This is a genomic window from Aquimarina aggregata (genome assembly GCF_001632745.1).
Taxonomy (GTDB): domain Bacteria; phylum Bacteroidota; class Bacteroidia; order Flavobacteriales; family Flavobacteriaceae; genus Aquimarina; species Aquimarina aggregata.
On record NZ_LQRT01000024.1, the window covers coordinates 168,425 to 183,354 of the forward strand.

Consider the following 14,930-nt stretch of genomic DNA (forward strand, 5'->3'; position numbering starts at 1 on the left):
AAGAAATGGCAAAAAAGGAAAAATTTTATGTGGTTTGGGAAGGACACAAACCAGGGATTTATACAAAGTGGAATGATTGTAAAGCTGCTGTAAAAGGATATACAAGTGCTAAGTATAAATCTTTTGACTCCTTTGCAATGGCAAAAAAAGCTTTTAATGGAAGTTATGATGACTATAAAGGGAAGAGTAAGCCTAAAAAAACACTTACTGCTGCGCAATTATCAAAAATTGGTGAGCCTAATCTATATTCTATTGCGGTAGATGCGGCTTCTAGCGGTAATCCAGGTAAAATGGAATATCGTGGTGTAGATACGCAAACCGAGAAACAATTGTTTCATCAAGGTCCTTTTCCTCAAGGAACGAATAATATTGGTGAATTTTTAGCCTTGGTACACGGATTGGCGTATTTGAAAAAGAAAAATAGTGACCGTATTATTTATTCGGATTCTAAAATTGCTATTGGATGGGTAAAACAAAAGACGTGTCGAACAAAATTATCACGTAATACCAAGAATGCAGCAATGTTTGAACTTGTGGATCGAGCCATTGTATGGTTAAAAGAAAACACCTATACTACAAAAATTGTGAAATGGGAAACCAAAGCCTGGGGAGAAATTCCAGCAGATTTTGGAAGGAAATAAGGCTTTGAGAACCTAATTTATTTATTCAATTAATTGATCTTTATCTCTTAGTCGAGATTCATATAATTCAATAATTTTATCTGTTTTTTCTTTATTTTCTTGATAAAGGTTTTCTATATGTTTTATTGATCCCGTAAATCTTAATTATTTTTATCTTAGAAGCTTTTGTACCTGAAAGTTTGTTCTTAGGAATCTCCAAAATTCCCGATAGTTTTTAATAAAAAACTTAGAAAACCTACCCTATTTTAAATTTCTATAAAAAAATCCACCAGTTCCGAAAAATGAAACTGGCTACTCATAATATTGTAATTCAAAACAAGAAGATTCTGAGTAGATTTCTTGTTGGCACTAAAATTTGTTGCGTAACAAATAGGCGGAAACCGAAAAGCCTTAATAGAGTAGGTGTCATGTATTAATATTAAATTTTCAATTATGAAAAAATTAAAAGATTTAAATTTGAATGTTATTGAAGACAAAAATTCATTAACAGTTAAAGGAGGGCACAGTTGTGATGGAACTATAACAACCAGACCTTATGCTGATCATGAAGTTTTTTATGAACTTGGAGATTGGAATGATGAGGGTTGCTGCTAAGTAGTCTAAAAATAATGACCAAAGAAATTAGAATTATCTCTTTGGTCATTTTCTAACGGAATGATTTAAAAAATTAGAAATATGATATTATATAGATTACTGTTGTTTCTATTTATTTCATGTATGTTATCATGCAAGGAGCAAGAGATTAAGAAAAATCAAATAAGTATTAATAATCAAATATTATCTCTTACAACACAAAAAACAAAAGAACAGTTTCTTGAGGGTTTATTTGATTCAGACCAAGCTGCTAGAAATAGCGGAGTTGAATTAGAAATCCTTAAAAGAAATAATTATGATCAAAAATCTGAAGAATATCAAGATTATATTAGAAAAATGATAAAAACAGATTCTATTAATTTTTTAAAATCAAAAAAATATTTAGAAGTATATGGGCATCCTAACACCAAAGATTTTAGCTCAAAAGCAAGCTATGCAGTAAAAACTATTTGTTTGCACCAAACATATAAAAAGCAGTTAGAATTATTCCCATATATGTATGAGGGCTATACAAAAGGTTATTTAACCAACGAATCGTTTTCTTTTCTATTAAATAGATTACATATTAATAAGTACGGTACAAGTTATCCACAAGCCATAAATGATGAAGAAAACATTAAGCAATTACTTGAAAAATTAAAACTTAACTAAAAAATAATCCAAGTATTATGATACTTATCTGTAAAAGTCATGACGAGAATAATGAAAGCCATGAAGATGTAATTGATTGGCTGTCCTATCATAACGCTAAATTTGATTTTCTTTCTGGGCATGACTATTATGAGAATGGTAATGACTGGAGTATAGAACTATCGAATTCAAAGAACGAATCTAGCTTCTTTTCTCAAGAATATCAAAGTATTTGGTTTAGAGGATTTATGAGATATCGTTCTCATTTTAAAGAGACTATTAATAGTTTGGATAGCACAAATGATAATATTGCCGAGCTTAGATGGCGATTGGGGCAAGAGACGGCAAAAACAAATTCCCAGATATTTAAAAGTTTTGAGGATTCGTATCAATTGCCAAATCCAAAATCGACCAAAGTTGATAAGTTTAGTATACTGAGGCTTGCAGAAAAAATAGGGCTTCAAATACCTATTTCTATGATATCAAATTCTCGAAAAAAGCTTTTGGAGTTTTATAAAAAGCACGGAGATGTTATTACAAAACCATTGTATGAAACGGTCTATTTTAGAGATGAGTCATCTGCTATATTTTTCAAAACAGATAAAATAACAGAAGAATCTATTAAATCATTACCCGAAAAGTTTTTCCCATCTTTTTTTCAGAGATATGTAGAAAAAGATATAGAATTAAGATCTTTTTATTTAGAAGGGAAATTTTATACTATGGCAATATTTTCACAATTGGATCCACAAACTAAAACTGATTTTAGAAACTATAATACTGAAAAGCCTAATAGAAATGTACCTTATTTACTACCTAAGGAAATAGAAACTAAATTAAGAAATTTGATGAAAGAATTGAATCTTAATACAGGTTCTATTGATTTAATAAAGACACCAGACAAAAGATATGTTTTCTTAGAGGTGAACCCTACAGGTCAATTTGGTTTTGTATCTAAGCCGTGCAACTATTATTTAGAAGACGAAATAGCAAAAACATTAATACAACATGACCAATAAAAAAGAAGTATTTTTCAAAGATTTTTTAGATAAACTCCCCTTTTTCTTTAGAAATCATCAAATACAAGACTTACAGATTTCTGACAATAAAGAAATTAATTTTTCTGATCAAATGCCAATTTATCATTCAGAGTTTGTAGAATGTAAATTGTCACAAAAACCAATTTCTAAAATACTAACATTCGATGAACAAAAAAACTTTTAGATTATTTGCGAATTGTAAGCTTGTTAAAGGTGCATCATTAGCAACAATTTGTGATCTTCATCGAGGTAAAGTGTATTCTGTACCATTATCTTTAGCAGAATTTCTTGAAAAAACGAAAAACGAAGATACTCTAGAAGGTATTGACTCTTTTTCTTCAGAAGACCAAGAAACTGTTCTTGAGTACATTGATTTTTTACAAGAAAATGAATTAGGGTTTTGGACAGATGAATCAGAAAGATTTCCAGAATTAAATATGCAGTGGAAATCTCCCGAACATATTAATAATTCGATTATAGAAATGGATCAATTAGATCAAAGAGATCTAAAAAAAATAACTACTGCACTTACTAGTCTACTTTGCAAATTTGTTGAGCTGCGATTTTATAAAACAATAAATTTAGATAAGCTTGATTTTTTTGCCAAAAACTGTTCTGATTCGGTTATCAGAAGTATCACCGTCTTTATACCATATACTTCTAGTTTTAATATTAAAGATATAGAAAGTCTTTCTGTCAAATATCCTAGAATAGTTCTTTTTGTTCTACATTCAGTAAAAGAAAAAGATATTTCAAGTAAGTCTGAAAATCCTAAAATCAAATTTATTTCCAAAAGCATAAATAATCAAAGTCATTGTGGCATTATTGACCCTAAATTATTTTCGATTAAAATTCCTGTATTCACAGAGTCCTTGAAATTTAACTCTTGTTTGAATAAAAAACTAGGAATAGATAATGAGGGTAATATTAAAAATTGTCCTTCAATGTCTCAAAGTTATGGAAATATTAAAACCGACGATATTGAGGAAGTGGTTCAATCAAAGCAATTTCAAAAGCCTTGGGGGATTCATAAAGATTTAATAGATACCTGTAAAGATTGTGAGTATAGGAGAGTATGTACTGATTGTCGGGCATATGTAGAATATCCTGAAAATAAATTTTCTAAACCTTTGAAATGTGGATATGATCCACATACAAATCAATGGCAAGATTGGAGTAAAAACCCTTTAAAACAAGAAGCAATAAAATATTATAGTTTCCATGAATTTGTGAAAAGTTAGAGGTAATGATAAAATAGAAAACCAAAGCCTGGGGAGAAATTCCAGCAGATTTTGGAAGGAAGTAAGTAGTGATTTGATCCCAGAAAGTCTAATGTATAAAGAACGAGGGGCTTGTTTAATTTTTTAAACAAGCCCCTCGAATATAAATAAGTTTATTAGATTACTTTACAATTAACTTATGGGCTTTATTGCCATTTATTACTATTAGGTATACTCCAGAAGTTATATTATCAATACTCATTACTGTGATAATCGAGTTTGATACTTCTTTTTTTATTAATTTACCATCTAAGTTAAAGACTTCTATAGTATTGTTGTTTTTAGTGTCAGAAGTTATAGTGATAGCATCCCCTGTATTGATAATGTTGGGGTGTACGGTTATATTTTTTTCTTTTCGGAAATTTACAGATTTGTTGTTAGATACGATTTCCCAATTAAAAGTTTCCCAAAGGCCAGCTGCTTCACCTCTTGCATTTAGAGGAGTTAGATCTACATTATGAGGAGCTTGTAACCATTTGTTAGTGCTTAAGCTTTTGAGGCCTACCTTATTGTTTCCTAGAGGTTTCCATTCAAATTTGGTCCAACTTCCATTTCCACCTAGGGCATCTACAATAGCGTTAGAGTCATTACCGATTATACGAACAAACTTATTTGAAGCTAATGATCTTAATGCTATTCCCGTTCCACTTGGATGTTCTTCGATTTTAAATTTTTGACGGTCACCAAAAATTTCACTTTGATTAGCATATAAGTCTTGATTTAATTCTACTACAGATGAAATGAATCTTTTGTCACCTCCTGATTTTTTTAAAGTAATGATACTGCCAATTGGTGCTTCAGTAGTAGTTGAAACAGGCTGGAATTCCCATTTTACTTCATCACCTAATGTAAGATTAGATCGTACTCCGTTACTATCTATTGCTATTGCAAATATCAATTTAGTAGAAGATCCATCTATAGAAAAGACACCTTGTCGTTCGTTACCGCCTGGGAAGATTTCGAAATCTTCACCAGCTTTTACAATACTCCAAAAAGGTAAAGTGGATCCCGAACTGTAATTTATTAAAAATGGGAGTACGTTTTGAGGTTGATTAGTGATAACATCAAATTCAGTATATCCAACATGAGTTTCCATGTATCTGTTATTTCCTACGTTCTGAATGAAATATGAATATGGAGGACTAAAAGTGATTTTCCATTGTGTGTTTTCATTAGAGTCATTGCTGGTTAGAATTCCACTACCATCATCACTAGAAATTAATTTTTCTCCATTCGCTTTATTCACGATTTCATATATGCCATTAGCAATAACTGGAGGAGCGGGGCTAAGTCTTTTAATATCTTGTTGTAAAGAATTGTACCCATTAATTGAAAATTGAGCATTATTTATGGGTAATTGCACCCTTATACTTTTGTTTTTTACTAGGCCTAAACCAGGGTTATTGGTAACGTTAATATCGTTAGAGAGTATTTCTGCAGGAATAGGTTCTCGATCTCTGGACTCATAAAAAGCAAAATCAATAGAATTATTACCAATAGCGTCAGCATCAGTAAAATCATTTCCTACAATTGTAATATTGCTACTAGCATAGGCAGATATAAAGAAATTGTAAGAACCAATAATTTTATTATTAGTGAATTCGATGTCTTCAACAGGTTGTAGATCTCTATCTAGTTGGCATATTCTTGTGCGCAAATTTATATTAGGCACTTGACAATTAAAGGTGTTATTTTTGACAGTTATGTTATTGGAAAACTCTTCAATATGCACTAAGTCTACAGCTCCAACTCGATCATTAAATATAGAGTTATCAATAGTCAAATTTTCACATCTCGATATAGCAATACCAGAGTCATTAATTATGCATGTATCGAAAGTCGTATTGTTCATGTCCCAGATTACTGGATATTCTGAGTTTCCTGCGTCAAAAGACACCGCTCTGTCATCAAAGCCTATAATATTGCTATCGGGATTGATTAAGCAATGTTTAAATAAAGCTCTAGGAGTTGAATTTGATCGTCCAAATCTATTTGCCCAATATCCTGTTCTTCTATAATTGATTAGGGATAAATTATTCATTTCAATTCCAACACCATTTCCAGAATGGAAAGTATAAGCGGCTCCATCTAATATGACATTGTTAAACTCTAAGCCTTTGTAGTTTAGTTGGTTAACTGATATAGGGTTAGACTCGAGATAAGTTGAGTGTCTAGCATCAATAAGAATATCAAATACACTTTCGCCTTGGTTTTTTCGAACAAGAGAAATGTTTATAAACTTCACATCATCTGATCGTATAGCAATGGTAGGTACATTATTTAATGTGGTTTGAATGCCAGAGGCGCCAATCTGTTGTTCATCAAAGCCTATAGGGGTTTTACCTTGAAAAGTAATTGATTTTGATATTGTAATAATTTTTAAACCATTTAAGTCATTCAGGTCATAAGAGTCACTATTAAATACGATAACATCTCCATCTGATGCCTCGTTAACGGCTTGTTGTATTTTAAGCAAAATATCCCCATTATTTCCATATTCTGAATCAAATAAAATGGTTTTTGCATGAGAATTTGTAAAGCTCAATAAGGATAGTGTTAAAAATAAGAATGCAGAGTAGAGAACATTCTTTTTCTTAAAAAAATAGATTTTAAATTTGTACATAATTTTAGGTTTTAAGTGTTTACGTGTTTAAAGTTGTAAATGGACTTAAATTTTATTCTCAGACAAAATTCATAAACTAGACTTGAACTGTACAGTGGGTATATTCTCATAGACAAAATTAAATCTAAATAAAACTGGATTATGTTTTATATGTAAATACAGTCGATTTAACACATCTTAACGCACTTTAACAGACCAATAAAGTAATAATCAACAGTTTTTTTCTACTAAATGGCTGAGATATAGATGTAATGCGATGATCTAAAAGCCAGAAATCATGAAAAAAATATACTGCCTACTGTTTATACTACTTCCATTTGTTGTAAATAGTCAAAATGAATGGAAAATAGCAAAGTCCAATAAAGGTATTCAAATACAAGTTAGAAAAACGGGAAATAGTCCTTATAAAGAATATAAAGCGATAACCTCGATCAATACATCATTAGATCAAGTGCTGAGGGAGTTATTAGAAGCCCCTGAGTATATGGAAAATTGTAAGGAAGGGATTAGTCATCTGGTAAAAATAAATAAGCAGGGGGATTATATATTTTATGCAAAAAATGAATTTTCGTGGCCAGTAAAAGATCGAGATGTTGTTTCAAGAATACGTATAGAAAGAATTTCTAAAACAGTAATCAAATTAAATATAGATGCTGTTCCAGAAGAAGTCCCTAGATTAAAAAACACACTTCGTATACAGGAAATGTCTGGGTTTTGGTTGCTAGAAGAAAAAAATGGAACAGTAGCAGTTACTCAGCAACTTTATATAAATCCAGAAGGATCATTACCTCCATTTATCACAAATTCATTATTGGTTACGGGGCCTTTTAAAACATTTTTAGAACTTAGAAACAAACTAGAAAAAGCAAATTCTTAATATTGATTTTATAAGACTTTACTTTTCATTAATATGCTTGAAAAGTAAAACGTATATTTGCAAAAAATTATTACGCTATTTTATGAGGAAATTACTTATTGTAGGCTCTGTTGCCTTTGATGCCATTGAAACTCCATTTGGAAAAACAGATAAAATTTTGGGTGGAGCAGCGCCTTATATAGCGCTTTCTGCATCCAGTTTTAATATTCCATCTGCAGTTGTATCTGTAGTTGGAGATGATTTTCCAAAAGATTATCTAGAAATGTTAAAGAAAAAAGATATTGATACTTCTGCTATAGAAATTGTGCAAGGAGGGAAAACATTTTTCTGGAGCGGTAAATATCATAATGATCTAAATTCTAGAGACACCTTAGATACACAACTTAATGTTCTTGCAGACTTTAGTCCTGTAGTTCCTGATAATTATAAAGACGCAGAAATTGTAGTTTTAGGAAATCTAAATCCACTAGTTCAGTTAAGTGTCTTAGAGCAAATGGTATCTAAACCAAAACTTGCTATATTGGATACGATGAACTTCTGGATGGAAGACGCTTTTTTAGCAGACCTTAAAAGAGTTATTGCAAAAGTAGATGTTATTACCATTAATGATGAAGAAGCAAGACAATTAAGTGGTGAGTACTCTTTGGTGAAAGCGGCGAGAGTAATTTCAAAAATGGGTCCAAAATATGTGGTGATTAAAAAAGGAGAACATGGAGCCTTACTTTTTCATGAAGAAGAAATTTTCTTTGCACCCGCATTACCATTAGAAGAGGTTTTTGATCCAACTGGTGCAGGCGACACTTTTGCAGGTGGCTTTGCAGGATATTTAGCCAAAACGGGTAATGTTTCCTTTGAAAGTATGAAAAACGCGATTATTCATGCTTCAAACTTAGCCTCTTTTTGTGTAGAGAAGTTCGGAACAGAGCGAATGGAAAATTTAAGTCGAGAAGAAATTCAAAAAAGGCTTAAGCAGTTTAAGCAATTAACACAATTTGAAATAGAATTGTCATAAATGAAAATATAGCCCTGAAATGATTTTGGGGCTTTTTTAATTATACTATAACACAAACTTAGAATACTGGAATACAATGAGTGATGCGTTAAAACACGAATGCGGTATAGCATTTATTCGATTATTAAAGCCATTGTCTTATTACAAAGAAAAATATGGCAGTGCATTTTATGGAGTTAATAAAATGTACTTAATGATGGAAAAACAACATAATCGAGGACAAGATGGAGCAGGTTTTGCAAGTATTAAATTAGATACTTCACCAGGAGAACGATATATAAGTAGAGTTCGTTCTAGTAAATCTCAGCCCATACAGGATATTTTTTCGCAAATAAATGATAGAATTAATAAGGAATTAGTTGATCATCCTGAGTACGCAGATGATGTTGATCTTCAGAAAAAAAATATACCTTATATAGGAGAGGTGTTATTAGGGCATGTACGTTACGGTACCTTCGGGAAAAATAGTGTTGAGAGTGTTCATCCTTTTTTAAGACAGAATAACTGGATGCATCGTAATCTTATTGTTGCAGGTAATTTTAACATGACAAATAACGACGTGTTATTTGACAACCTCGTGCGACTTGGGCAACATCCTAAGGATAAAGTTGACACGGTTACTGTAATGGAGAAAATAGGGCATTTTCTGGATTCAGAGGTTGCTAAATTGTATAAGAAATTAAAGAAAGAAGGTTTTAACAAAATTGACGCATCTCCGCAGATTGTTGAACGATTAAACGTAGCTAAAATACTTAAGAAATCATCAAGAGATTGGGATGGTGGATATGCTATGGCAGGAATGTTAGGACATGGAGATGCTTTTGTGCTTAGAGATCCAGCAGGAATACGACCAGCGTATTATTATAAAGATGATGAGGTAGTAGTAGTAGCATCAGAACGGCCAGTTATCCAGACAGTTTTTAATGTTGATTTTGATGATGTTAAAGAACTTGATCCCGGAAAAGCGATTATTGTAAAGAAAGATGGTAATACCTCTATAAAAGGGATTATAGAACCTTTAGAAAGAAAAGCTTGTTCTTTTGAGAGAATTTATTTTTCAAGAGGTAGTGATGCAGAAATTTATGAAGAAAGAAAAAAATTAGGTAGATTATTAATGCCTCAAGTTCTTAAAGAAATTGATCATGATACAGTAAATACAGTTTTTTCTTTTATTCCGAATACTGCCGAAACTTCTTTTTATGGTATGGTAGAGGCGGCACAAGATGAATTAAATAAACAGAAGAATGAAACTATTCTTTCTGAAAAAGAAACACTTACAGATGAGCGTCTTTCAGAAATTTTATCGTATCGACTGAGAACAGAGAAAATTGCTATAAAAGATGCTAAACTGCGAACATTTATTACAGAAGATAGTAGTAGAGATGATTTAGTAGCTCACGTATATGATGTTACTTATGGAGTTGTAAAACAAGAAGATAATTTGGTAATTATTGATGATAGTATTGTGAGAGGTACAACACTAAAGAAAAGTATTATCAAAATGATGGATAGATTGAATCCTAAAAAGATTGTTATTGTCTCTTCTGCTCCTCAAATTCGTTATCCAGATTGTTATGGAATTGATATGGCAAGATTAGAAGGGTTAGTTGCTTTTAAAGCGGCACTAGAACTTTTAAAAGAAGATGGTAATTATGACTTGGTTGAGCAAGTTTACGAAAAATGTAAAGCTCAAGAAAACCTAGAAGATTCTGAAGTGCAAAATTTCGTAAAAGAAATTTATAGTGGATATTCAGATCAAGAAATAAGTGATAAAATAGCTGAATTATTAAGCGACAATTCTGTAAATGCAGATGTAAAGATTATTTATCAAACAGTCGAGAACCTGCATAGCGCCTGCCCTAAGAACCTTGGAGATTGGTATTTTACAGGAGATTACCCAACAATTGGAGGAAACAGAGTCGTAAATAAAGCATTTATTAACTTCTTTGAAGGTAAAAACGAAAGAGCGTACTAAAAAAGCATAAAAAGTTTGTTGTTAAAAAGGGTTAATTTGTGTAGTTCAACAATTATTTTGACCTTTCATCTAAAACATTTTTTCACAATGAAATAACGCTTTATATTAGCAGAGCCATAGCATAAGTAGGTTAAGTTCATGGTAGATTTGGGGCAAAAAAAGGTGGACTTTCCACCTTTTTTTATTTTATGACAATTCGTAAGTTATACATATAAAAAAAAGAGTCACAATATTGTGACTCTTTTTTCTTTTAACAAAGAAAGAATAGTAAAAACCTATTTTCCTTGTGCATATCTACTTGAAACTTCATTCCAATCAATAACATTAAAAAATGCAGATACGTAATCAGGACGACGATTCTGATAATTTAAGTAATAAGCATGCTCCCAAACATCTAAAGCAAGGATAGGAGTACCTCCGCATCCAATACCTGGCATTAAAGGATTATCCTGGTTAGGCGTAGAACAAATTTCTACTTTACCCCCAGGATGAACACATAACCAAGCCCAACCTGAACCAAAGCGCGTACCCGCAGCACTAGCAAATGCGCCTTTAAAAGCATCAAAAGATTCATATGCTGCATTTATAGCATCTGCAAGCTCTCCAGAAGGCTTACCTCCACCATTAGGAGACATTACTTCCCAGAATAAGTTGTGATTATAATATCCGCCACCATTATTTCTAACAGCAGTATTATTCATGTCTAAATTAATAAGTATGTTTTCAATAGTTTTGCCTTCAAGATCAGTTCCTTCGGTAGCTGCATTTAATTTACTAGTATATCCTGCATGATGTTTGTCATGATGGATTTCCATAGTACGAGCATCTATATGAGGTTCTAACGCATCAAAAGCGTAGTTTAATTTTGGTAATTCGAATGACATAAAATTTATTATTTTGATTAATAAAAATACAAATGACCTCAAATTTAACAATTAGAGTGGTGAATAAAAATTTATAATTGTTATAAATTGATTAAATCAGAATATTGCTAAAAAAAATCGTATTACTTATAGATTTATAAATATCTCAGGGTTTCAGAATACCTGATTTTGTATTTTAGTAAAAAAAATTGAATCCTAATATTCCTTTTACCATATATAACGCTGCTGCCGGAGCAGGAAAAACATATACCTTAGTTAAGGCATACTTGATTACCGTTCTTAAAGGTGAATTTAGAGATAGTTATAAGAATATTTTAGCTATTACATTTACAAATAAAGCGGTTGCCGAGATGAAAACTAGGGTTTTAGAAAATCTCGTAGCTATTAGCAGTACCGATACTCCTATTAAATATCAAGGGTTATTAGATGAATTAGTTTTAGAGACAAAAATACCTAAAGAGAAACTTAAGTTAAAAGCCAAACGAACCCTAAAGAGTATTCTACATAATTATGCAGCCTTTGATATTGTTACTATAGATACGTTTACGCATCGAGTATTAAGAACATTTGCGTACGATTTAGGGATTCCTATGAATTTTGAAATTGAAATGGATTCAGACGCTTTGATCGAAGAAGCTGTAGCTGGCGTAGTTTCAAAAATAGGAGTGGACAAAGAGTTAACCAAACTTATTATCGATTTTGCATTAAGTAAATTAGATGAAGATAAAAGTTGGGATATTACCTTAGAGCTAAATAAGGTAGCCCGGTTATTATTTAGTGAAAATGATAGAGAACATTTAAATAAACTTTCTAAAAAGAAGATTGCAGATTTTGAAGCTTTTAAGAAATTGTTAATCCATAACAGTAAAGAACTAAGCAAAGCTGTAGTATCAGAGTCTAAGAGTTTGTTGGTCACAATTAATGAAAACGGACTAGCTACAGAAGATTTTACAAGAGGCTCTATCCCAAAACACTTTCAAAAATTAGCAGCAGGAGAGACCGCTGTAGATTTTAAACCAGTTTGGAAACAAGATATTACGAATGCTACTTTTTATGGAGCAAAACTAGAAGAAGATAAAAAAAGCCTAATTGATAAAATTCGCCCAGAAATTGAGGAAACTTTTTTAACTACTAAACAACAATTAGTACAAATACAACTTCTTAAAAACATCATAAAAAACCTCACTCCTCTTTCTGTATTAAATACAATAAATCAGGAATTAATCAAGATAAAAAAAGAAAGAAGAATTCTACTCATTTCAGAATTTAATACAATTATCAGTAATACTATTAAAGATCAACCGGCTCCTTTTATTTATGAACGTTTAGGAGAACGCTACCGAGATTATTTTATCGATGAATTCCAAGATACTTCAGAATTGCAATGGAATAACTTAATACCATTAATAGATAATGCAGTTTCGACAGAAACACTATCTGGAAAAAGAGGTCAGGTTACAATTGTAGGTGATGCAAAACAGGCTATTTATAGATGGAGAGGAGGGAAAGCAGAACAATTTATCGACCTTTCTTTTGATAAAAACCCGTTTTCAGTACAAGAAAAACAAGTTCTTAATCTGCCTAGAAATTATAGAAGTCATGAAGAAATTATAAAGTTTAATAATAACTTTTTTACTTTTCTGTCTGGTGAATTTAGTGATGAAAATCACCGACAATTATATCTTCAGGGAAATCAACAAAAGGTCAACTCAAAAAAAGATGGTTATGTAAATATATCTTTTATCGATGCCGCCAATGCTGAAGAAGAAAACGAGATATATCCAGAAAAAGTACTCGAATCGATAATCGAACTATTAGAAAAAGGTTATCGGGCAAATGATATATGTATTATAGTTCGAAAACAAAAAGAAGGTGCTGTATTAGCTGATTTTCTTTCAGAAAAAGGATTGTCTATTATTTCGTCAGAAACATTGCTAATTAATAATGACCCTCAGGTAGGTTTTATTATAGACTTACTCTCCTGGTTCACATACCCAGAAGATTTCTTGGCAAAGGCTAATGTTTTGCACTTTCTTATTGATCGATTAAACATACAGGACAAACATTCATTTTTACAAAAAATGATGATTGCAAAAAAAGACTTGTTTTTACTTGAGTTAAAGCAATTAGGAATAAACTTCGATTTTGATCAGTTAGCACTAAGACCTCTTTATGATGCAGTAGAGTATATTGTTAGTAGTTTTAATTTGGCTAATGTTAGTCCTGCTTATATACAGTTTTTTTTAGATGTAGTATTTGCATTTACCCAAAAACAAACTGATGGGATAATAGGTTTTCTTTCTTATTGGGATGATAAAAAAGAAAAATTAAGTATTGTGGCTCCCGAAACCGAAGAAGCCATTAAAATTATGACGATACACAAGGCTAAAGGACTTGAGTTTCCTTGTGTGATTTATCCGTATGCCAATATAGATGTATATAGAGAAATAGAACCTAAAACGTGGTTGAATGTAGATAAGGACGTATACTCAGGTTTTGAAGAAGTATTTATTGATTATAATAAGAATATATCAGAGTATGGTAGTTTTGCTCAAAAAACAATTCAGGAACGCCAAGCACAATTAGAGTTAGATACTTTTAATTTGTTGTATGTAGTTCTAACTAGAGCCAAAGAGCAGTTATATATAATTTCAAAATATGAGTTAAGTAAAAAAGGAGATAGTAACCCAAATAAATTTTCTGGAAAACTAATCAAATACTTACAAGAAAAAGGAGATTGGATCAAGGATGAAAAAAAATATGAATTTGGTAACCCCCTAAAACCAAAAGAAACAGAAGTTGAAACAGAACATAAAGCAAAAGCAATAAAATTATCGCGTTTTGATGATGTATCTAAAGTTTATAAAGTGAATATTGTTACAAATTCGGGAAAACTCTGGGATACTGCTCAAAAAGATGCTATAGAAAAAGGAAACCTGATACATGAGTTAATGGCATCTATTTATACATATGATGATATAAACAGAAGTATTGAAGATAAGTTCGTTAGGGGAGAAATCACCTTTTTTGAGAAAGATGTACTCAAAGATGAGATAAAAAATGTGGTAAAACACCCGAAACTTTTTAAATACTTTTCTTCAGAAAATAAAGTGTATAACGAAAGGGATATTATTTATAATGGCAGGTTATTTCGACCCGATAGAATTACGATTGACAAAGAAGGACTAACAAGCATAATAGACTATAAGACTGGTATTTACAGTGATTCTCATGCCAATCAAATAAATGAATATGGAAATATTCTACAAGAAATGGGACATGTAATAGAGAATAAAATTCTTATTTATTTCGATGAAAGTGTCACTTTAAAATACATATAAATAAACGATTATTTTCATAATTACTAAAAGAAA

12 protein-coding genes are annotated in these 14,930 nt (G+C 31.3%); 10 read left to right on the forward strand and 2 right to left on the reverse strand.

The window, feature by feature from the left end; translation table 11 throughout:
* Positions 1-5 precede the first annotated feature (5 nt).
* The 6 genes from AWE51_RS15980 (at position 6) to gwsS (ending at position 4,146) form a co-directional block, all read left to right on the forward strand.
* Complete coding sequence (locus tag AWE51_RS15980) at positions 6-641, forward strand: ribonuclease H1 domain-containing protein (protein ID WP_066315296.1); 636 nt, start codon at positions 6-8, stop codon at positions 639-641.
* A gap of 456 nt (positions 642-1,097) precedes the next feature.
* Positions 1,098-1,235, forward strand: coding sequence for a hypothetical protein (locus tag AWE51_RS26560; protein ID WP_157766132.1), 138 nt, complete (start codon positions 1,098-1,100; stop codon positions 1,233-1,235).
* 81 nt (positions 1,236-1,316) lie between these two features.
* The gene (locus AWE51_RS15985) at positions 1,317-1,886 is read left to right on the forward strand and encodes a hypothetical protein (protein ID WP_066315297.1); all 570 of its coding nucleotides are present in this window, start codon (positions 1,317-1,319) and stop codon (positions 1,884-1,886) included.
* A gap of 17 nt (positions 1,887-1,903) precedes the next feature.
* Positions 1,904-2,884 carry a grasp-with-spasm system ATP-grasp peptide maturase gene (gene gwsG, locus AWE51_RS15990; protein WP_066315298.1) on the forward strand — a complete coding sequence of 327 codons (981 nt, stop codon included), beginning with the start codon at positions 1,904-1,906 and terminating at the stop codon, positions 2,882-2,884.
* The gene (locus AWE51_RS15995) at positions 2,874-3,089 is read left to right on the forward strand and encodes a hypothetical protein (protein ID WP_066315300.1); all 216 of its coding nucleotides are present in this window, start codon (positions 2,874-2,876) and stop codon (positions 3,087-3,089) included. The genes gwsG and AWE51_RS15995 overlap by 11 nt, the downstream gene beginning before the upstream one ends.
* Positions 3,070-4,146 carry a grasp-with-spasm system SPASM domain peptide maturase gene (gene gwsS / locus AWE51_RS16000; protein ID WP_066315301.1) on the forward strand — a complete coding sequence of 359 codons (1,077 nt, stop codon included), beginning with the start codon at positions 3,070-3,072 and terminating at the stop codon, positions 4,144-4,146. The genes AWE51_RS15995 and gwsS overlap by 20 nt, the downstream gene beginning before the upstream one ends.
* A gap of 160 nt (positions 4,147-4,306) precedes the next feature.
* Here gwsS and AWE51_RS16005 read toward each other — a convergent pair whose 3' ends face one another.
* The gene (locus tag AWE51_RS16005) at positions 4,307-6,808 is read right to left on the reverse strand and encodes a T9SS type A sorting domain-containing protein (protein WP_066315302.1); all 2,502 of its coding nucleotides are present in this window, start codon (positions 6,806-6,808) and stop codon (positions 4,307-4,309) included.
* 277 nt (positions 6,809-7,085) lie between these two features.
* Between AWE51_RS16005 and AWE51_RS16010 the strand changes: the two genes are divergently transcribed.
* From AWE51_RS16010 to AWE51_RS16020, 3 genes are all read left to right on the forward strand, one after another.
* Positions 7,086-7,685, forward strand: coding sequence for an START domain-containing protein (locus AWE51_RS16010; protein WP_066315303.1), 600 nt, complete (start codon positions 7,086-7,088; stop codon positions 7,683-7,685).
* An 82-nt stretch (positions 7,686-7,767) separates the two neighbouring features.
* Positions 7,768-8,697, forward strand: a complete 930-nt coding sequence (locus AWE51_RS16015; RefSeq protein WP_066315304.1) for a PfkB family carbohydrate kinase — start codon at positions 7,768-7,770, stop codon at positions 8,695-8,697.
* Positions 8,698-8,773: 76 nt separating this feature from the next.
* A complete protein-coding gene (locus AWE51_RS16020) occupies positions 8,774-10,672 on the forward strand; it encodes an amidophosphoribosyltransferase (protein ID WP_066315305.1) in 1,899 nt (632 codons plus the stop codon).
* 275 nt (positions 10,673-10,947) lie between these two features.
* Here AWE51_RS16020 and AWE51_RS16025 read toward each other — a convergent pair whose 3' ends face one another.
* Positions 10,948-11,556, reverse strand: coding sequence for a superoxide dismutase (locus AWE51_RS16025; RefSeq protein WP_066315306.1), 609 nt, complete (start codon positions 11,554-11,556; stop codon positions 10,948-10,950).
* A gap of 188 nt (positions 11,557-11,744) precedes the next feature.
* Here AWE51_RS16025 and AWE51_RS16030 point away from each other — a divergent pair, with 188 nt between their 5' ends.
* On the forward strand, positions 11,745-14,897 hold the full coding sequence (locus AWE51_RS16030; RefSeq protein WP_066315308.1) for a UvrD-helicase domain-containing protein: 3,153 nt from the start codon (positions 11,745-11,747) through the stop codon (positions 14,895-14,897).
* Positions 14,898-14,930 lie beyond the last annotated feature (33 nt).